The organism is Ruegeria sp. CDSC042, assembly GCF_059610745.1.
In genome coordinates this window covers 144,373-164,024 of record NZ_JBXWOF010000001.1, presented here as the reverse complement: position 1 = coordinate 164,024, position 19,652 = coordinate 144,373, and the positions used below count along the sequence as shown (strand labels likewise).

Here is a 19,652-nt window from a genome sequence, read left to right as displayed (position 1 = left end):
AACCACCTGTTTGCAAGGAATGGCAGCACAGGTTTTTACAATGATTGGCTCATAATGATCAAAGAAATACGCCGGGGTCGCAGATCGGTCCTTTGATCCGGGCTCGGCTGGGATATAGTTGGCCGGCAGGAGGACCGATGATTCAATTAATCCAAACGCTTGGCACGCTTTCGCGCATCTGGTTCACGCTTGTCTGGATTATGTTCAGCACAGCGATGGCGCTAGCACAGGATGCGCCAATCGAAACGCCTGAAACCTCTGAACAATCAGAGAATTTCAAAGCGCCGGTCATCATCGACGGCGAAAGCCTGTTTTTCCTGCGCGGATCCAGCGCCCTGCCCGCGCCCGAACGGGCCGAGACCGTTCAGAACAACATTATCCAAGTGGCCCTTTCCTCGGAAAATCCTGAGGTTACCGTTACTTATGAGGATACGGAACTGGGCACGCGTATTCTGGTTGATGGCGTGCCGGTATCGACGGTCACCGTCGCCGATGCCGAAATGGACCAGATGGAGCTGGACGTCATCACCTATCTCCATGGCTCGGCCATCCATGATGCGATTGTCGCTTACCGCGCAAACCGAACCGAACAGGCGCGTGTATCCGGCGCGCTTGAGGCTTTGGGCTGGACGCTGGGGTTTGCCGTATTCATCGCCTTTATTCTGTGGCTGCACCGGCGCATCAGACGGCGTACGCTGAAATTCGTATCGCGCCATCTGAAGGACGTGGAAACGGCAACAGCCAAAAGCGTTCAAGCCGAAGCCATTGCAGCCCTCGTCAGTTACGGTCTGAACTTCATATTGCTGGTCGTCTTCTTTCTGGGCTTTTACTACTACCTGTCTTTTGTTCTGCTTTCCTTTGCCGAAACCCGGTATTTCGCTCAGCTGTTGCTGACCTATCTGACCGAACCGGTTCTGCTGATCTTCAAGGGAGTGGTCAGCTATATCCCCAACCTTATCATGCTGGCGCTGATCGCCTGGTTGGCGATGTATATCATCAAGGGGATGCGCGTGTTCTTTGACGCGGTCGAGGCCGGCACATTCGAACTGGGCGATTTTGAAAGCCATTGGGTAAACCCGACATTCAACATTGCCCGCGTTTTGGTCATCCTGATCGCCTTGGTGTTTGCAGTACCCTATATCCCAGGCTCGGATTCCGCAGCGTTTCAGGGGCTGACTATTCTGGTAGGTGCGATGCTATCGCTTGGCGCGAATTCGGTGGTCTCCAACATGCTGGCTGGGCTGTTCGTGATCTACCGCCGCTCAACCTCGATCGGTGACCGCATCCAGATCGGCGACCACATCGGTGACGTTGTTCGGATCAAGCTGATGGAGACCCACCTGAAGTCAATCAAGAACGAGTTGATCTCGATCCCAAATGCGCAGTTGATGAATTCGGATGTGATCAATTTTTCAAAGAAAACAGATGGTAGCGGGCTGTTGCTGCATACGACTGTTGGTATCGGCTATGAGGAACCTACGGAGAAGGTCGAAGCGATGCTGATCGAAGCCGCACGCCGGACAAAGGCAATCAAGGCAAAGCCAGAACCATTCGTTTTGTGGACCGCTCTGGCCGACTATGCGATCAATTATCAGATCAACGGCTATACTACGCGGGGCAGCATCATCCCGAAAATTCGGTCAGACCTGCATCGCAATATTGTGGCTGTGTTCAATGAGAACAATGTGCAGATTATGACCCCGTCTTACATCGCCGATCCACCCGAGCCGAAAATCCCCACTGAAGGCTGGGATGGCCATCTGGCACATGAAGCACACGAGGGAACGGATAAGTCGTAACCGGTGCTACACCCTGCCTTTCATATGGTGCATAAGCAGGTTCAGTGATTCACGCATTTAAGGACCTGAACCATGCACGACATCCGCGCCATACGCGAAAACCCAGCCGCTTTCGACGCCGCCCTTGCGCGCCGTGGGGACGCGCCGGTGTCGTCGGACCTGTTGCGCCTGGATGAAAGCCGCCGTGCCAAGATTCTGGCCGCCGAAACCGCTCAGGCTGAACAGAACAAGGCCTCTAAAGAGGTGGGCGCGGCCAAGGGGCGCGGCGATGAGGTCGAGTTCGAGCGCCTGCGCGCGCTGGTCGCCGAGAAAAAGGCCGAGATTGCCCAGATGCAGACCGAGGCCAAGGATCTGGACGCCCTTCTGACCGATCAACTGATCCGCATCGCCAACCTGCCCGCCGAAGATGTGCCCGAAGGCGCGGATGAAAACGACAATGTCGAAGTCAACCGCTGGGGCACTCCGCCCAAGCTGGATTTTGCGCCCAAAGAGCATTTTGAGATCGAATCCGTCCAGACCGGTATGGATTTTGAGACCGCCGCGAAACTGTCCGGCTCGCGTTTTGTGCTGCTGTCCGGTGGCGTAGCCCGCATTCACCGCGCATTGGCACAGTTCATGCTGGACACACATATCAACGAAAACGAACTGACCGAGGTCAACGGCCCGGTTCTGGTTCTCTCCGAAATGATGCAGGGCACCGGGCAACTGCCGAAGTTTGGCGAAGACAGCTATCAGACCCGTGAAGGCTGGTGGCTGATCCCAACCTCCGAAGTGTCGCTGACCAATATCGTCAATGAAACGCTGATCGAAGAAAGCTATCTGCCTCGCCGCTATACCGCGCATTCCCTGTGCTTCCGGTCCGAGGCTGGCAGCGCTGGCAGAGACACCCGTGGGATGCTGCGCCAGCACCAGTTCGAAAAGGTCGAGATGGTCTCGGTCACCCATCCGGACAAATCGGACGACGAACAAAAACGCATGCTGCGCTGTGCCGAGGGTATTCTGGAAAAGCTGGGCATCCCCTATCGCACCGTGATCCTGTGTACGGGCGACATGGGCTTTGGCGCGCGCCGTACCTATGACATCGAGGCGTGGTTGCCCGGACAGGATACCTATCGCGAGATCAGCTCGGTCTCGACTTGTGGTGATTTTCAGGCCCGCCGCATGAACGCGCGGTTCCGCCCCGAAGCGGGTGGCAAACCGGAATACGTCCATACACTGAACGGCTCCGGTCTGGCTGTCGGTCGTTGCCTGATCGCCGTGCTGGAAAATGGTCAGAACACCGATGGTACCGTGACCTTGCCCAAGGTTTTGGCCCCCTATCTTGGCGGCAAACTGACCTTACAGCGGGACGGCACGCTGGCATAAGAAAACCGGCGCTAACCAACTGCGCCGGTCCTGAGAAAATCAAAAGGCGGAGGAGGTCTACTTCTTCGCCTTTTTCTTATCTTTTTTCTTACTCTTCTTCTTGCCGACTTTCTCTTTGGCGTCCTGTTTCTTTTGATCTTTTTTCTTGTCGTCCTTTTTGGACTTTTTATCCTTTTTGGCTTTGGCTTTCACCTTGTCCTTTGCCTTTGAGAATGCGGCCTCCATTTCCAGCAGTTTTTTGGCAGCTTTCTCAGCCTTGGCTTTTGCCTTGGCCTTTTTTCGCGCTTTGGCTTCAGCAGCGGCTTTCTCTTCAGCAGCCTTCTGGGCGGTTTCCTCAGCCCGCTTCCGGGCGGCGGCAGTAACGCCCTTCCGAGCAGCTGGGCGCTTGGTTGCCGCGCGCGCAGTCGTGGTTTTGGCTGAAACAGCTGCTTTCGCCGCCGCTATAAGAACCGGTGCCCGTGCCACACCAATGCGGGGAACTTTGACGAGCTCTGCGGGTTTCGCGCTCGCAAGGTCTTCTGCGGTCTTGAAGCCATTGGCAATCAACGCTTGCCCAAGCACCTCGCCTACCCCCTTAACATCGGTCACTGCAGTCATCAAAGTTCCCTTCCTTCTCACATCAGTGCGGGTATCGGCTAGCTGCTATGGGCCAGCCCCCGGGATTGATCTTTGGGCGGGAAAGGCACAAGCCGTTTAGTGTCCTCATCCCAAAGTTTCAGATTCAAAGCCGCTACCGCCTCGGGGAATTTGATCCGACGCGGCGTATACTCGGACGGCAGGTTATAGTGGCATTCCCGCAGCCGGTAAGACGGGATGCGCGCGTTGAAGTGGTGTATGTCGTGCAATGTGATGCAGGCCACCGCATTATCAAACCACCAGCCGAAATCCAGCGCCGACGACCCCTGCAGCGCGGCCAATTTCGGATCCAGATCTGGGCGACGGTCCCAGTATGTGTCTTCGAAATTATGCTGAAGATAGACTAGGAAAACTCCCAGCATCCCGCCAAGGAAGGAAAAGGCCACCCAAACCAATATACCGGTCGCACCGGCGATCAGATACAGCAGGCCCAGGAAAATCAGGATCGACAGGTTGTGCAGCAGCACGCCTTTGACGCCGAACCGCACCGTATTCTTGGGCCAGCGGTAGCGAATGAAATAAGTAAACAGTGCTCCGACCGGTACCAGGACAAACGGGTTGCGGTATAGGCGATAATACAGCCGCGACCACCAGTTCGCCGCATTCCATTCCCTCACGGTCATGGTATGAATTTCGCCGGTCTCACGATGTTCCAGATTGCCGATGCCGGAATGATGCAGGTTGTGGTTTTGCTTCATCACTTCGAATGGAGCGAAAGTGAACGGGGACAGCCCATGCCCTGCCCATTCATTCTGTGCACGCGTTTCAAATAGCGAATGATGCCCGCAATCGTGCTGCAGCACGTAAAGGCGAACAGCGGAAAACGCGAAAACCACTCCGGCAGGCATCATGACATACCAGCGGTCCACATAGATGATGGCTAATGCCAACGATGAGAAATAGACCGCGAAAGTCCCAAAGTAGCTGATCGCGGCCAATCCATTATCCTGAACCGCGTATTGACGTGTGTATTCTCTCAAATCCATTCCGTCGGCTCCCCACAATGGCCCGTTGCAATGTGATTCTAAAAATGGGTGCGGTCTTCCCGCAAACAAGCGACACGCTTGGAAACAAAAGCGCGCCAGCGAATGCTAGCGCGCCATCAAAGGGCTGTCACGCCCCGAGATGAAAAATGCAACAGATTGGCGCAGTTACGCGCGTCCCTTCAAATGCTTGGCCAAGGCACCTGCGTTTTTCTTACGCCGTCCCTTGTAAGGGTTCTTGTCTCCCTGTCCGCGCAAGGTCAGTCGGATGGGGGTCCCGGGCATATCGAAACTCTCACGCAGGCCGTTGACCAGATAACGGTTATAGCTTTCAGGCATCTTGTCGGGGTGCGAACACATAACCACGAATCCAGGGGGGCGGGTTTTGGCCTGCGTCATATACCGCAGCTTGATCCGGCGACCCTGCGGCGCTGGCGGCGGGTGCTGTTCCAGCATTGCGATCAACCAACGGTTCAAAGCAGCAGTCGGCACACGGCGATTCCAGATATCATGGGCGCGTAGGATAGCAGCTCGCAGGCGCTCAAGCCCCCGCCCTGTTTTGGCGGAAACCGTGACCAGTGGCGCGCCGCGCAACTGCGGCAGAAGACGTTCGAATGATTCTTTCAGATCGCGCAGTTTTTCCTGCTTGTCCTCTTCGATATCCCATTTGTTAATGGCGACAACGACGGCTCGGCCCTCGCGTTCGGCCAGATCCGCGATGCGCAGATCCTGCTGTTCAAACGGAATCGCCGCATCCAGCAACACCACCACAACCTCGGCAAATTTTACTGCACGCAAACCATCCGATACAGAAAGCTTCTCAAGTTTTTCCTGTACCTTGGCTTTTTTGCGCATCCCCGCCGTATCGAAGATCCGCATCGGCGTGCTTTCACCCTCGGGGTCGGCCCAGTCGATCCGCAGGCTGATTGCATCGCGTGTGATCCCGGCCTCGGGTCCGGTCAACAAGCGATCTTCGCCAACGATCTTGTTGATCAGGGTGGATTTTCCGGCATTCGGGCGACCAACAACGGCAACTTGCAACGGCTTGGCGTCGGTGATCAACGGGGTTACGGCTTCGCCGTCTTCATCAAGCTCGATATCAGTTACGGGCGCTTCTTCGATCGCTTTTTCCGCAGCAGCATCCGCCAGAGGCATCAGATGTGCGTAAAGATCGGTCATCCCCTCGCCATGTTCACCCGACAGGCGGACCGGCTCGCCCAGACCCAGATTATAAGCTTCGAGCACACCGGCATCAGCCGCCGAACCTTCGGCTTTGTTGGCCGCAAGGATCACGTGTTTCGATCGTTTGCGCAGAATCTCGGCAAACATCTCATCTGTGGGCGTCAACCCCACACGCGCGTCGATCATGAACAGGCACACATCAGCCATGTCCACGGCGCGCTCGGTCAGGCGTCGCATCCGGCCTTCAAGGCTGTCGTCTGTCGCATCCTCAAGACCCGCCGTATCAATAACGGTAAAGCGCAGATCGCCCAGACGCGCTTCGCCTTCGCGCAAATCGCGCGTAACACCTGGCTGGTCGTCGACCAATGCCAGTCGTTTGCCGACGAGGCGGTTGAACAAAGTGGATTTGCCCACATTGGGGCGCCCCACGATAGCGAGGGTCAGGGACATGTTACTCAACTTTCAAGACTCAGACGCGCCCTTTAGCGCATCTTGTCGTCAACGGAAAGCGTGCAGTTCACCTTTGGTCGAAACGACGTACAAGGTTTGCCCGGCAACAACTGGCGCCGTAGTGGCACCGCCGGGAACCTCGACGCGGTGAACCAGCGTGCCGTCGAGCGGGTTATAGAACCTTAGATAACCATCGTTCGATGCAACAACGATACGCCCACCGGCCATGATCGGCCCGTAATGCGCATAGATTGCGCCACGCCGACCAGGCTTGTCCTTGACGAATCCAGGCAAGTCCTGCGCCCACACAATCGAGCCATCCGAGGCATCCAAACGCACCAACTGACTGCGATCACTAATCAGGAAGATGCTGTTTCCAGCCGGCCAAACCGTATCAACGGCACCTTCATCCGCGGTCCATCTCCGCTCACCCGAAGTGGAATCGAATGCCACGGTGCGGCCCGAATGGTTGCCGATATAGATGGTATCGCCGACCACCATCGGGCCGCCTGTTACGTCAACGATCTGCGCTGCGGCGCGCCCGCGACGCCCACCAGCAACCGACGCGTTCCAGCGGCGAATACCACCTCTGCGGAACGTTGCGGCTATATCGCCCGAGCCAAATGCAAACACCGAAAAATCCGAGGCAATCACCGGCGCAGGCGCGCCCAACACATTGCCAACGCTTGGGGTGCCCTGAACCTGCCAGAGGATGCGCCCATCTTTTGTATCAATCGTCCATCCGATTTCATCTCCGGCGACAAGATACAGCAGGCCATCATTGATCAGAGGTGAGCCGCTGCCCGTAGCATTCAGGCGCTTTTGCCAACGAATGGCACCGGTTTTGCCATCCAGAGCGGTCAGGCGACCAAAACCAGAAGACACATAAAGAACGCCATTGGCATAGGCCAATCCACCGCCAGTTGCATCTGAATCCCCGTCGGTGCCAGGGATTAGATCTGTACTCCAGGCAACCTGCCCCTGCGGTGAGACCGCTGAAACGGTCGCTCCGGAATCCAGCGTGTAGACTAAACCACCTGCAACGACCGGCTCGGCCGTGATGCGCTGCTTGCGCGAATCTCCATCACCGATCGAGGTGGACCACAGTTTCTGCGGCGTATTGCGCAAAGAGGCATTTGTCGTCCGATACGCCGCGGTTCCCGGGCTTTGTGACCAGTTGGCATTGGCCGTCTGGGCAGGAAGGCTGATTGGCTTGGCTCCCTGGGTCTCAACCGTTTCATTGTCGGATGTGGGTCGGATGTCCTCACGAGCTCCGGGCAGGATGACCTCGGGTTCCTGACAAGCCGCCAGCAATGTCAGGGAAACAACCGCGACCGGCAACCCAATACGGGGGAAGAGACTAATCACCATGATACTCCGAACTTGCCTGTCATTTATTTTCTACCGGTTCAGCTTTGCCGTGCGACCAGCGGTTCCGGTTCACCACCCAGCGCAACAATCAACTGTGTTGCGCGTTGCTGCAGATCTACGCCGATTTCAGCGTCCTGCCGCATTGCCTGCAAACGGGAAATGGCGGCATCGACTTGACCTTCGGACACTTCGATCAGTGCCAGTTGCTCCTCTGCCAGCAACCGCAATGGGGCTCCCGGCACGGCCAGCGCTTCGAATTGCTGACGCCGGTCTGCTACCGGCATTGTCTCGCTTTGCAGCAGCAAAGCCTTGAAGGTCGCGATGGCCCGGTAAATTTCAGGCAGATCACCCTGAACCGCAATGGCGTTCAGACTCTCAACAGCGCCCTGCCCGGACTCGATTTCGGTCTGCGAGGCAGAAAGCAGCATCTTTACAATCGCATCTCCACCGGGTGTTGGTGCAGGTACCAAGGCAAGATCATCGGCACGATCGGCGGACTCATTCTGTGCCATAGCGGCCAGAATCGCATCTCCCAGATCCTGTGCCTGACTGGTTGCGCGCGCCTTGCGTAGTTCGTTGAACGCGGCACCACCAACGATCAGAACAACCGCCACTACGCCAACCCAACCCCAACGGCGCAAAAGCAAGAACAGACGGTCGCGGCGCACCTCTTCGGTCACCTCATCAATGAAACTGTCGACGTCGCTCATCCCTGCTCCCCGGGCTTGTGTTCTGTGATATTGGGCAATGTCATACCCCGCTGCCATTGCCAAGCCAAGGGTCCGATTTCATACAATTCCCCCACCTGCGGATACCCTTGCAGAAAAAAGTGAACCGAACTATTCAGTTTAGTGTGGAAAAGATGAGGCCCAGCCCCCATTTCTAAGCATGCGCGCCGAGGGACAGTCGGCAAAGAATTCTGGGAGAGACCCTGTATGCGTTTGATTTCATTCGTAAACGCCTTTTTGGTGATTGTTGCCTTGTTCTATTTGGTATTCGAAAGGGATGCATTATTAGCATTCGCCGGTCGCGATGATTCAAACCCGGGCACTACGTCCGAGGCAGAATCTTCTGAAATTCCCGCGGAGGATCGGCACGTAATCCGTGTGGTTGCACAGCGCTCTGTCGCCCGCGAAGTAGACAGTGCAGTGACTCTGCGTGGACAAACCAGAGCAAACCGCGAGGTCGAAGTTCTGGCCGAAACGACGTCAACTGTCGTATCAGAACCCAAGCGCAAGGGCAGTTTTGTCGAAGCCGGTGATTTGTTATGTGAGCTGGATCCAGGCACCCGTCCGGCAAGCCTGGCCGAAGCAGCAGCCGCCAAGCTTGAAGCCAAAAGCCGGGTGCCCGAAGCCGAAGCGCGTCTGCTGGAGGCACATGCACGCGTAGCCGAAGCCGAAATCAACTTGAAAGCCGCACGAAAGCTATCAGAGACCGGTTTTGGGTCGGAAACCCGCAGGATTTCCAGCGAGGCAGAAATGAGTACAGCCCAGGCTGGTATCAAAAGCGCCGAAGCCGGGCTGGAAGCAACACGCGCCGGTATCGAAGCGGCATCAGCCGAAGTCGAGGCCGCCGAACGTGAAATCGAACGCCAGACGATCGAAGCTCCATTCAAGGGTCTGTTAGAAAGTGACACAGCTGAGCTTGGAAGCCTTATGCAACCAGGGTCGCTGTGTGCGACTGTGATCCAGTTGGACCCAATCAAGTTGGTCGGGTTTGTTCCCGAGGCAGATGTGAACCGGATCATCGTAGGGTCCGAGGCTTCGGCCCAGCTGATCTCGGGGCTTCAGGTCTCTGGGCGGGTCACCTTCCTTAGCCGGTCGGCCGATGAGACCACCCGGACCTTTGAGGTCGAGATTACCGTTCCTAACCCCGACCTGACAATTCGGGACGGTCAGACTGCGGACATCCGAATCTCGGCTGAAGGGACCAAGGCACATCTGTTGCCTCAGTCCGCACTGACGCTGAATAACGATGGCAAAGTTGGTGTACGGACCGTTGGAAATGGGAACATTGTGGATTTCCTGCCGGTCACTTTGTTGCGCGACACTTCCGAAGGTGTCTGGGTCGACGGGTTGCCGGAAACGGCGGACATCATCATCGTCGGGCAAGAATTCGTGACTCGCGGCGTGATGGTTGAGCCAACTTATCGGGATGCAGCGCAATGACCGGAATAGTAAGCTGGGCCGCTGGCCGAGCCCGAATGGTTCTGGCATTTATCGCGATTTCCTTGATCGTAGGTGGATACGCCTATGTTGGCCTGCCGAAAGAAGGTGAGCCGGATATCGAAATCCCTGCGCTTTTCGTCTCGGTTCAGTTCCCCGGCATTTCCGCTGAAGACTCGGAAAACCTGCTGGTCAAGCCGATGGAAACCGAGCTGGCTGATCTGGACGGTCTCAAAGAAATGACGTCGACGGCTGCCGAAGGCTATGCCGGCGTCGCGCTGGAATTCGATTTTGGATGGGACAAGACGGCGATCATGGCCGATGTCCGCGACGCCATGAACAGCGCCCAGGCCGATTTTCCTGAAGGGGCTGAGCAATATACCCTGACCGAGATCAACTTTTCTGAATTCCCGATTGTGATTGTCAATCTGACCGGGGCTGTTCCTGAAAGAACAATGGCCCGTGTCGCCAAAGACTTGCAGGATGATCTGGAAGCATTGGATTCCGTGCTTGAGGCAGGGATAGCCGGCAATCGAGACGAATTGCTAGAGGTGATCATCGACCCGCTGCGGCTGGAAGCGTATAACGTTACCGCCGCCGAGCTGATCAATGTTGTTCAGAACAACAACCAGCTGATCGCCGCTGGTGAGGTGGAAACCGATCAAGGCACCTTCTCGGTCAAGATCCCTTCGTCTTTCAAGACCGCCCAGGACGTGTATGACCTACCCGTCAAGGTCAATGGCGACCGCGTCGTGACCATGGGCGAGCTGGCGCAAATCAACTATACTTTCGAAGATCGCGAAGGCACCGCCCGCTTCAACGGCGAGGCCACCGTGGCACTGCAGGTCGTCAAACGCAAAGGCTATAACCTGATCGACACGGTCGACGAGGTCAAAGCCTCTATCGCAGCGGCCCAATCCAAATGGCCAGCCGAGATGCAGGCGGCGATCAAACTGGGCACCTCGAATGACCAGAGCCGGATCGTAGGGTCGATGGTCAGCCAGCTTGAGGGTTCGGTTCTTACCGCTATTGCGCTGGTTATGATTGTCATTCTGGCCTCGCTTGGCACCCGTGCCGCCCTGCTGGTGGGTTTTGCGATTCCAACCTCATTCCTGCTGTGCTTTGCATTCCTTGCGGTGATGGGGGTCAGCATTTCGAACATCGTCATGTTCGGTTTGATTCTTGCGGTCGGAATGCTGGTCGACGGGGCCATCGTGGTGGTTGAATATGCCGACAAGCGGATCAACGAGGGCGTGGGTCCCATGCATGCCTATGTCGAAGCCGCACAACGGATGTTCTGGCCGATCGTATCCTCGACAGCTACGACATTATGCGCCTTCTTGCCTATGCTCTTTTGGCCCGGCGTTCCGGGCGAATTCATGGGGATGCTGCCAGTTACGCTGATATTTGTTCTGTCGGCGTCGTTAATCGTTGCACTGATCTACCTGCCCGTGATGGGCGGCGTTTCCGGCCGCCTGAGCCGCGTGTTTGACCGGTCGTCGAACTGGCTGAGGGCGCGAACAGCCTGGTGGATTCGGGCAGCGATGGTTCCCCCGTCGTTATACCTGATCTTCCTGGGGGCGATGCAGACACTGAACCCGAATTACCTGGTCGATTCAGGCAGTTCGGTTCTTGGTATGATCCTATTCATGCTTGGTGCGTTTGCCGGGTCGGTCACCCTGAGCGCGGCAAAAATCGAACGTGCCCCGGTTGAGCATGTGCAGACCAGCCGCGAACACACACGTTTTGGGCATGTGGTGAAGTTCCTTGTGGGCAACCCGGTCATGCCGCTTGTCTCAATCCTTGTGATTGGCTTCGCCGTGTATCTGGTCATGACGGCCTTTGGGGAAAACAACCGCGGAGTTGAATTCTTCGTTGAAAGCGAACCAGAACAGGCCACGGCCTATGTCCGTGCGCGCGGCAATATCTCTTTGGCCGAAAAGGACCAGATGGTACTCGCCGCAGAAGAGATTATCAGTGCGCACCCGGCTGTTATCAACGTCTTTGCATTCGCTGGTGAAGGTGGTCTGGACACCGGTGGACCCGGTGGCCAATCCCCGGCGGATACCGTTGGTCAGGTTCAGTTCGAAATCATCCCTTGGGAAGACAGACCGAACGTCTCGGAACCGATTTTCGGAGGATTGTTAGACCGGCACACAGTGGCGCCAGACTATGACGGCGATTATGTTCTGGAAGAGTTGAACAGGGAGCTTGCGCAACTACCGGGGATCATCGTTGAGACCTTGCCGCTTGAGCAAGGGCCGGGCTCTTCCAAACCCGTCCATCTGCGGATCAAGGCCGATGGCTGGCAAGAGCTGACATCAGCCACTTTGGCCGCACGTGAGGCATTCGACGCCACCCCGGGCCTTATTAAGATCGAGGACACGCTGCCCCTGCCCGGTATCGATTGGCAGATTGACGTTGATGTCGCCAAAGCAGGCCGGTTTGGCGCAGACGTAGCCACCGTCGGTGCGATGGTACAGCTTGTTACGCGTGGCCTTTTGCTGGGCGAAATGCGCCCGGACAACGTGGATGATGAAATCGAAATCCGTGTTCGCCTGCCTGATCAGGATCGAGTCTTGTCAACGCTTGACACGCTCAAGGTCCGCACGGTCGATGGTTTGGTGCCACTGTCCAACTTTGTCTCGCGCAAACCAGTCGCCAAACTGGCCGAAATCAACCGTGTCGATCAGGAACGTTATTTTGACGTGAAGGCGGATGTTGAGCCCGGCCTGAGCAATGTTGTGGTCACAGGACCGGATGGGGCCGATCAAAGATTGGCAGTGGTGCGTGAACTCGCAGAGGATGAAAGCCCCACAGCTAGCGCATTGGCTTTTCCCGATGGCACTCAGTTCGAACTGATCATGCTGACCGAGGCAGAAAGCACCGATGCTTTGCGCACGCTGATCGAATCCGGTGACGCGCGCACCAGTCTGATTAACCCGAACGAACGGATTGTTGTGTTGACTGAATGGCTGGAAACCGATCCTTTTGGCAGTTCCGTCAGCTGGACATGGACAGGTGATCAGGAGGATCAGGCCGAATCCGGGGCGTTTCTTGTGAATGCCTTTATGGGCGCCTTGGGGCTGATGTTCGTTATTCTGCTCGCGCAGTTCAACTCGTTCTACAATTCGATCCTGGTTCTGCTGGCCGTGGTACTGTCCACAACAGGTGTTCTGATCGGTATGATGGTGATGCAACAGCCCTTCTCGATCATCATGACAGGGACGGGTATTGTGGCTCTGGCGGGGATCGTGGTGAACAACAACATTGTTCTGATCGACACCTATCAGGAATATAGCCAGTACATGCCAAGGATCGAGGCGATCATACGCACCGCCGAGGCACGCATTCGTCCGGTTCTGTTGACCACACTCACCACGATGGCTGGCCTTACCCCGATGATGTTCGGGCTGTCGCTGGACTTTATCAACGGCGGGTATTCGATCAACAGCCCCACAGCGCTCTGGTGGAAACAGCTGGCAACCGCAGTTGTCTTTGGCCTTGGTATCGCGACGGTACTGACGCTGATCGTGACGCCTTCGCTTTTGGCTATGCGGGTCTGGGTGACAACCTATGCCATCTGGTTGGGTAAGATTTTGGCCCGTGCTACAGCGGGAAAATCCAGCCAGGTGGCGCTGGATATGGCTATCGGTAAAGCCGCGATGAATGCTCAGGCAACCGAAATGGTCTGGGATGATGAGCTGCGTGCCGACGATCCGAGCGCTGACAGTTCTGGGAAAGAACCGACCGGTTCACCGCTGAAAGCAGCCGAATAAAAAGCAACAGGGCTGGGCAATCCAGCCCTGTTTTACTCGCGCGTCCAGGTTTGATGCGCACAAATGTGGTGTTCACACCCTTTGACCATCAGAGTGTCACCCTTCAGCGTCATTTGCGGAACTGCATCAACATTCACTAACGGCACCCAGAATTCACCCCCGCCATATTTACCACCGCCTTGGCTGCCGACATCCCAAAACAGTTTCTTTCCGATATTCGGCGTCTGTACTGCTTTTCCGCTGGCGTCATATGCAGATAAAATCTGACCACAGAACTTGTCACCGCAGGCTGTAATTTTGATGTCAGAGACGAGGTTCTTCCGGTCCGGCTCGGTCTTCCAAATTCCGATGATGGGGTCTCCAAGCGCATAGACCGGTGTAAGTGTGGCAACTGCCGCTATGGCTGGCACAATGAACTTGCGGAAATATTTATGCATAACAAGACCTCAGATGAGTGATCTGTAGTGTAACATAGTTTGGGCCGCCTATCAGGCCGCCTGCATATCCGATTGCTGGCGATTCCAAAGCTGGGCATAACGCCCCTCACGTTTCAGCAATTCATCATGCGTGCCTTGCTCCAGGATTTTGCCACGCTCTAGCACTACAATACTGTCTGCCTCGGCGATTGTGCTCAGGCGATGGGCAATCGTCAGAACCGTACGCCCCTCGCCCGCATGGGCCAAAGCATCCTTGATGTCTTGTTCGGTATCTGTGTCCAGCGCCGATGTCGCCTCGTCCAGCAAAAGGATCGGCGGGTTTTTCAGCAGCGTTCTGGCAATACCGACCCGCTGCTTTTCCCCACCCGACAGCTTTAGCCCGCGCTCACCGACTGTGGTGTCATAGCCTTCGGGCAACGTAACTATGAAATCGTGGATCTGGGCAGCCCGGGCGGCGGCTTCGACATCTTCCTGCGTGGCTCCGTCGCGTCCATAGGCAATGTTATAGCGAATGGTATCGTTAAACAGCACGGTATCCTGTGGCACCACTCCGATTGCCGCGTGCAGGCTGGTCTGCGTGACGTCGCGCACATCCTGCCCATCAATTTTCAGCGCGCCCCCGGTGACATCGTAGAACCGGAACAGCAACCGACCGATGGTGGATTTACCCGACCCCGTCGCACCCACAATCGCTACGGTTTGGCCCGCAGGAATGGTTAGGGAAACACCTTTGAGAATTTCCCGCTCAGCATCATATCCGAATTGTACATCATGCAAGGTAACCTCACCCCCTGTTACATCCAGATCCGGTGCATCGGTCTTGTCGACCACTTCGGAGGGTTGTTCCAACAGGTCAAACATCTGGCCCATATCGACCAGAGATTGGCGGATTTCCCGATACACCGTACCCAAAAAATTCAGCGGTACGGTAATCTGGATCATATAGGCGTTGACCATGACGAAATCGCCCACGGTCAGCGTCCCAGCCTGCACCCCGATGGCTGCCAAGACCATCACACCGATCAATCCGCAGGTGATCAGAAAGGACTGCCCGAAATTTAGAAACGCCAGAGAATACGCCGTCTTGAGAGCCGCCCCCGCATAGGCTTTCATTGACACATCATACCGTTCAGCTTCACGCGTTTCAGCATTGAAATACTTGACGGTTTCAAAATTCAGCAGGCTGTCGATGGCGCGCTGGTTCGCCTCGGTATCCTGATCATTCATCTCGCGGCGCAGTTTCACGCGCCACTCGGTCACAGCAAATGTGAACCAGATATACAGTGCGATCGTTGCCGCGACGACCACCAGATACCAGACATCAAACAACCACATCAGAATGATCGCAACAAGCAGCAGTTCAAGGATCAAAGGTCCGATGGAAAACAGCAGGAAACGCAAGAGGAATTCGACCCCCTTTACGCCGCGCTCAATAATACGGCTCAGACCGCCCGTGCGCCGCGTCACGTGATAGCGCATCGACAACTGGTGGATATGCTGGAAAGTCTCCAATGCCAGTGCGCGCAATGCTCGCTGCCCGACAGGAGCAAAGGCCGCATCCCGCAACTGCTGCAAACCAACAGTCATCATGCGCGCAACACCATATGCCACCGTCAACCCAACAGCACCCAGCGCTACGGGGGGAACGCCCTCGCCCGCCAGGCTATCAACCGCGCCTTTGTACAAAATCGGGGTGTAGACCGCGATCAACTTGGCCAGAACCAACATGCCCATAGCAATCAGAACGCGGCGCTTAACCCAGGGTTCATCCTCGGGCCAGAGATAAGGCGCAACTTTCCGGATTGTACGCCAGCCAGAGCTGCGCGCGTCCAATTTTGGGATATTGTCGGAATTCATCGGGGCTACTCGTCTCTTCACGTACCGGAACTGCGGTCAGAGAGTGCCCCTGACCCCGGAAGGTCAGAGGTACAGGATTATTCCGGAATGGTGAATACCTGCCCCGGATAGATCAGATCCGGGTCGCGGATCGCGCCTCGGTTGGCCTCGAACAGTTTGACATACAAGACACCATCGCCAAATCGTTCCCGAGAGATAGCCCAAAGCGTATCACCCTTTTGTACTGTAACCGAACGGATGGCCGGTGTTTCCTGAGAGGGTGCAGGCCCATCGTCCACTTCGGCCACGCTCAGAACTTCTAGAGGCTCACGCTTGAACGGGGTTTCCAGACGGCTTTTAACCGTGCCGTCCGAGGCAACCTCATCCACACGCAGCGTATACACACCGGGATCAATGCCTTCGATCTCGCTGCGCCATTTTCCATCATCCGTGGGCTGCATATCAGCGACCAGTTGGTTGTCCAGGTACACGCGTACCGCGGAACCATCAGCCACGCGGCCGGTCAGCTCGACCTCACCCGTGTCTGAATACCCGATCGTATCCAACGCGACCTGATCAGGTTCGGTGCTCTGAGGCGTCGCAGGTTGGACAAGCTCGACCCCGTCTTCCCCCGATCGCAGGATCGCAACCTGTTGTCCTTGCGTGGAATCTGCCGTTTCTTCAGAAGATGTGTCGCCGGTTTGAGCGACCTGCCCCGCCTCGGTTTCATCGCCGCCTGCGGATTCGTCGGCGAGGGTGGTTTCCGCCGTATCAACCGATGCGACCTCTGGTTCGGGTTCGGGCAAAGCCGCAATCAGATAGTCATCAGAGCGGACCGGTTGATCGACCCCATCGGTTTCCAGTGTCAGACCGCGTGCGGCCGTGGAAAACGGGATCGACACGAATTCGGCAAACTGCCCGCTGTCATCAACGGTAAAGCTGTGAACTGCCTCACCGTCCAGCAATACCCGCACCTTGGCGCCGGGTTCTGCATTTCCGGACAGAACAGCATTCCCGTCAGGCTCAACAAAGATCTGATCCAAGGCCGGAGGCGTAACTTCGGCAACTTCCTCAGCCGGTTCAGCAACCTCCTCAGCCGATTCAGCGGTCTCGTCAGCCTCTTCGGTCGGAGCCTCGGCTGCTGCCGTATCCGTATCAGTCGTCGCATCGGCCTGCGGGGTTTCTTCTGTGTCCGAGGCAACGGACGCGTTCTCAGACGCATCCTCAGCCACATCTTCCTGCGCTGTTGGGTCGAGAGACGTGCCGTTAAACGCGCCGGAAAAATATGCACCGCCGACGCCCAACAGAACCAGCAAACCGGCGATCACCCCCCAGGTGAAAGATCTGGGGCTCTCGCTTCCCGAATTGGAATCCATACTCTTCCTTTCACTCCGCAGCGCAAATGCCTTATCTACAACGCATTCTGCCTGACGGTTGAGCCAATCTATCAATACCGCTATCACGGGTCAAAACCCCAGATACAACCCCGGAGAAGCCTCTCGATGTCTCAGAAATCCGTCTGTGTGTATTGCGGGTCACGCAATGGCGCCCAAACCAGCTATTCCGACGCAGCCCGCTCCTTTGGTCAGCTTCTGGCGCAGGAGGGCTGGCGACTGGTCTATGGCGCGGGCGATGTGGGTCTGATGGGCGAGGTCGCGCGTGCGGCCCAAGCCGCCGGAGGGGACACGTTCGGCGTGATTCCCGTTCACCTGCTAAAGCGCGAGGTTGGCAAGACAGACTTGACCCGGTTCGTGATCACCGAAACGATGCACGAACGCAAAAAGGTCATGATCATGAATGCCGATGCGGTGGTTGTCCTGCCGGGTGGTCCGGGTTCACTGGACGAATTGTTCGAAGCCCTGACATGGCGACAGTTGGGTCTGCACGACAAGCCCATTCTGGTCATGAATGTTGATGGATATTGGGATGCCCTCCATGATCTTGTGCAGCAGGTCATCGGCCAGGGATTTGCGGACACATCTCTGGCCGATTTCATAGCGTGGGTCGACAGCCCGGAAACGGCGATGTCGACCCTGAGAGCGATGTTGGTCCCGCATAAGGGCTAGTCGGGCGGTGTGACCCGCCCGCAGATTGCCGCAGACCTAGGTGGCGGGTTTTAGACGGCTGATCAGAACCTGTTCCACTTTGTTCAGCGGGTGGTTGGTCAGGGTCTTATCAACCTCGGCCACCACTTTCCTTAGGACTTCGCTGTGCAGGCGGCGGCGCAGAAGCCCCAGAACATGAGGGCTGGCGACCAGTACCAGGCGCTTATATGCCCCCTTCAGGCCTTTGCGATTCAACAGATTTGCCACATCCTGCACGAACAGAGACTTGGCCTGCGATTTCCACTTGGGTTCCTCAACGGCTGATTTCTGATTGGGCCCGTTGTCAGAGCGTCGCCCTGCCCGATCCGAAGGCCTGACGCCTGAGCCGTCGCTTTCTTCGACCGAGACAACCACCAGATTGGGGTCTTCGGCATCCGTGATATTCTCCATGAACAGCGCCTTTTCCCCGTCGGCAATGACAATCCATGTTCCCTGCGATAGTGCGACCATTGTGATCTCCTGTTTTGGTTTTTCTGAGACCATCCCTCGGGTTTCAGGCACGGCTAACCGTTTACGCAGCTTTGTTTTTCGCCGCGCCGCCTGGAATTTTTTTAAAGTGATTTGCGGCTCTCTCCTCCGCCACACTTAAAGTAAGCACTGCGCGCCGTCTTACAATCCGGCCGGACCGCGAAACTGCGGTTATAGGCGAGTTTTCACCGGTTAGGAGGACAGTTCGATGACCGTAATTTCGGGCGTTACACCAAAACGCACGGGCAGGATCGAACATCCGATACCCCCGGACACGACCAGATCACGATTGCCTTCGCGCACGTGACCATAGGCATAGCGATTGCCGAATTTCGAGGGCACCACCGGCGACCAGCCAAACAGCCGTACCTGCCCTCCATGAGTATGACCTGACAGGGTCAGGGCCACGCGATCAGGAATTTTGGGGAAGATATCCGGTTCATGCGCCATCATCACCACCGGGGCATCATCCGTGATCTGCCTAAGCGTCGTAGGCAGGTCATCCAGCCCTTGGTATCGACCATTGCCCGTATAAATCGCCAACTGATCTTCGAGGCCTGCAAGCCAAATCCCGGCACCATCCAGTTTGAAGGCCTCGTTTGAAAGCACCCGGATACCATTCCGCCTCAGCGCATCGCCGTACAGATTCGGCCCGCCCCTGCGCTTTTGGGCTGACCGGTCATCCCACCAATCGTGATTTCCCAGAACCGCATAGACACCATGCTTTGCCTGCAATCCGGACAACACTGGCGCCAGATCGGCAATTTTCACAGGTTTTAGATTTATCCTATGCCCGGCGACGTAGTCACCCAACAACAGGATAAGATCGGGAGACAAGGCATTGGTGCGCCGGACGATCTGCTGGATTCTTTTCAGCCCCACATAGGGCTCACCCACATGCAGATCAGCAAGAACCGCGATCCGCAGCGGCGGTGCGGTCCAGTCCGCGCGCCGGATCCGCCACTTACGAACACGCAGGCGCAGCGCGGGTTCGATGAAGAAACCATACGTGGCAGCAAAAAGGCCTGCCAGCATCACTGCCAGCAGGCCCTTTATGAACCCTCTACGGGTCACTG

15 protein-coding genes are annotated in these 19,652 nt (G+C 56.5%); 5 read left to right on the top strand and 10 right to left on the bottom strand.

Going from position 1 to position 19,652, the window contains the following annotated elements; all coding sequences use genetic code 11:
• Positions 1-137 precede the first annotated feature (137 nt).
• On the top strand, positions 138-1,799 hold the full coding sequence (locus tag AC2FHX_RS00800) for a mechanosensitive ion channel family protein (protein ID WP_496695870.1): 1,662 nt from the start codon (positions 138-140) through the stop codon (positions 1,797-1,799).
• A gap of 72 nt (positions 1,800-1,871) precedes the next feature.
• The gene (gene serS / locus AC2FHX_RS00795; RefSeq protein ID WP_496700553.1) at positions 1,872-3,164 is read left to right on the top strand and encodes a serine--tRNA ligase; all 1,293 of its coding nucleotides are present in this window, start codon (positions 1,872-1,874) and stop codon (positions 3,162-3,164) included.
• A gap of 57 nt (positions 3,165-3,221) precedes the next feature.
• Here the strand turns inward: serS and AC2FHX_RS00790 are convergent, their stop codons facing one another.
• The 5 genes from AC2FHX_RS00790 to AC2FHX_RS00770 form a co-directional block, all read right to left on the bottom strand.
• The gene (locus AC2FHX_RS00790) at positions 3,222-3,761 is read right to left on the bottom strand and encodes a helix-hairpin-helix domain-containing protein (RefSeq protein ID WP_496692365.1); all 540 of its coding nucleotides are present in this window, start codon (positions 3,759-3,761) and stop codon (positions 3,222-3,224) included.
• Positions 3,762-3,799: 38 nt separating this feature from the next.
• A complete protein-coding gene (locus AC2FHX_RS00785) occupies positions 3,800-4,786 on the bottom strand; it encodes a fatty acid desaturase (protein WP_496700554.1) in 987 nt (328 codons plus the stop codon).
• A gap of 165 nt (positions 4,787-4,951) precedes the next feature.
• Complete coding sequence (gene der, locus AC2FHX_RS00780; protein ID WP_142633070.1) at positions 4,952-6,415, bottom strand: ribosome biogenesis GTPase Der; 1,464 nt, start codon at positions 6,413-6,415, stop codon at positions 4,952-4,954.
• A gap of 48 nt (positions 6,416-6,463) precedes the next feature.
• On the bottom strand, positions 6,464-7,786 hold the full coding sequence (locus AC2FHX_RS00775; RefSeq protein WP_142633068.1) for a PQQ-like beta-propeller repeat protein: 1,323 nt from the start codon (positions 7,784-7,786) through the stop codon (positions 6,464-6,466).
• Between the two features lie 38 nt (positions 7,787-7,824).
• Positions 7,825-8,496: a hypothetical protein gene (locus AC2FHX_RS00770; RefSeq protein WP_142633066.1), complete on the bottom strand. Its 672-nt coding sequence runs from the start codon at positions 8,494-8,496 to the stop codon at positions 7,825-7,827.
• A 225-nt stretch (positions 8,497-8,721) separates the two neighbouring features.
• On the opposite strand from AC2FHX_RS00770, the gene AC2FHX_RS00765 reads away from it, so the two are divergent.
• Complete coding sequence (locus AC2FHX_RS00765; RefSeq protein ID WP_496700555.1) at positions 8,722-9,954, top strand: efflux RND transporter periplasmic adaptor subunit; 1,233 nt, start codon at positions 8,722-8,724, stop codon at positions 9,952-9,954.
• Positions 9,951-13,730: an efflux RND transporter permease subunit gene (locus tag AC2FHX_RS00760; RefSeq protein WP_496700556.1), complete on the top strand. Its 3,780-nt coding sequence runs from the start codon at positions 9,951-9,953 to the stop codon at positions 13,728-13,730. The genes AC2FHX_RS00765 and AC2FHX_RS00760 overlap by 4 nt, the downstream gene beginning before the upstream one ends.
• Before the next feature lie 32 nt (positions 13,731-13,762).
• Here AC2FHX_RS00760 and AC2FHX_RS00755 read toward each other — a convergent pair whose 3' ends face one another.
• The 3 genes from AC2FHX_RS00755 to AC2FHX_RS00745 all read right to left on the bottom strand — a co-directional run bounded on the left by AC2FHX_RS00755 (position 13,763) and on the right by AC2FHX_RS00745 (position 17,379).
• Positions 13,763-14,167 (bottom strand): DUF2147 domain-containing protein, encoded by a 405-nt coding sequence (locus tag AC2FHX_RS00755; RefSeq protein WP_496700557.1) that lies wholly within the window; start codon positions 14,165-14,167, stop codon positions 13,763-13,765.
• Positions 14,168-14,218: 51 nt separating this feature from the next.
• Complete coding sequence (locus AC2FHX_RS00750) at positions 14,219-16,024, bottom strand: ABCB family ABC transporter ATP-binding protein/permease (RefSeq protein ID WP_496700558.1); 1,806 nt, start codon at positions 16,022-16,024, stop codon at positions 14,219-14,221.
• A gap of 77 nt (positions 16,025-16,101) precedes the next feature.
• Complete coding sequence (locus tag AC2FHX_RS00745; protein WP_496700559.1) at positions 16,102-17,379, bottom strand: LysM peptidoglycan-binding domain-containing protein; 1,278 nt, start codon at positions 17,377-17,379, stop codon at positions 16,102-16,104.
• Positions 17,380-17,505: 126 nt separating this feature from the next.
• On the opposite strand from AC2FHX_RS00745, the gene AC2FHX_RS00740 reads away from it, so the two are divergent.
• Positions 17,506-18,069, top strand: a complete 564-nt coding sequence (locus tag AC2FHX_RS00740; RefSeq protein WP_496692371.1) for an LOG family protein — start codon at positions 17,506-17,508, stop codon at positions 18,067-18,069.
• Positions 18,070-18,105: 36 nt separating this feature from the next.
• On the opposite strand, the gene AC2FHX_RS00735 is transcribed toward AC2FHX_RS00740, so the two are convergent.
• Together AC2FHX_RS00735 and AC2FHX_RS00730 are read right to left on the bottom strand one after the other, a co-directional pair.
• Entirely contained in the window at positions 18,106-18,558 is a 453-nt protein-coding gene (locus AC2FHX_RS00735) for a host attachment family protein (RefSeq protein WP_496692372.1), read from the bottom strand.
• A 210-nt stretch (positions 18,559-18,768) separates the two neighbouring features.
• Positions 18,769-19,650 (bottom strand): metallophosphoesterase, encoded by an 882-nt coding sequence (locus tag AC2FHX_RS00730; protein ID WP_496700560.1) that lies wholly within the window; start codon positions 19,648-19,650, stop codon positions 18,769-18,771.
• Between the last annotated feature and the right edge of the window lie 2 nt (positions 19,651-19,652).

Excerpts from the sequence above, each read along its gene's own strand:
- AC2FHX_RS00800 (WP_496695870.1), top strand. The coding sequence starts at position 138 with ATGATTCAATTAATCCAAACGCTTGGCACGCTTTCGCGCATCTGGTTC.
- serS (WP_496700553.1), top strand. The coding sequence starts at position 1,872 with ATGCACGACATCCGCGCCATACGCGAAAACCCAGCCGCTTTCGACGCC.
- AC2FHX_RS00790 (WP_496692365.1), bottom strand. The coding sequence starts at position 3,761 with ATGACTGCAGTGACCGATGTTAAGGGGGTAGGCGAGGTGCTTGGGCAA.
- AC2FHX_RS00785 (WP_496700554.1), bottom strand. The coding sequence starts at position 4,786 with ATGGATTTGAGAGAATACACACGTCAATACGCGGTTCAGGATAATGGA.
- der (WP_142633070.1), bottom strand. The coding sequence starts at position 6,415 with ATGTCCCTGACCCTCGCTATCGTGGGGCGCCCCAATGTGGGCAAATCC.
- AC2FHX_RS00775 (WP_142633068.1), bottom strand. The coding sequence starts at position 7,786 with ATGGTGATTAGTCTCTTCCCCCGTATTGGGTTGCCGGTCGCGGTTGTT.
- AC2FHX_RS00770 (WP_142633066.1), bottom strand. The coding sequence starts at position 8,496 with ATGAGCGACGTCGACAGTTTCATTGATGAGGTGACCGAAGAGGTGCGC.
- AC2FHX_RS00765 (WP_496700555.1), top strand. The coding sequence starts at position 8,722 with ATGCGTTTGATTTCATTCGTAAACGCCTTTTTGGTGATTGTTGCCTTG.
- AC2FHX_RS00760 (WP_496700556.1), top strand. The coding sequence starts at position 9,951 with ATGACCGGAATAGTAAGCTGGGCCGCTGGCCGAGCCCGAATGGTTCTG.
- AC2FHX_RS00755 (WP_496700557.1), bottom strand. The coding sequence starts at position 14,167 with ATGCATAAATATTTCCGCAAGTTCATTGTGCCAGCCATAGCGGCAGTT.
- AC2FHX_RS00750 (WP_496700558.1), bottom strand. The coding sequence starts at position 16,024 with ATGAATTCCGACAATATCCCAAAATTGGACGCGCGCAGCTCTGGCTGG.
- AC2FHX_RS00745 (WP_496700559.1), bottom strand. The coding sequence starts at position 17,379 with ATGGATTCCAATTCGGGAAGCGAGAGCCCCAGATCTTTCACCTGGGGG.
- AC2FHX_RS00740 (WP_496692371.1), top strand. The coding sequence starts at position 17,506 with ATGTCTCAGAAATCCGTCTGTGTGTATTGCGGGTCACGCAATGGCGCC.
- AC2FHX_RS00735 (WP_496692372.1), bottom strand. The coding sequence starts at position 18,558 with ATGGTCGCACTATCGCAGGGAACATGGATTGTCATTGCCGACGGGGAA.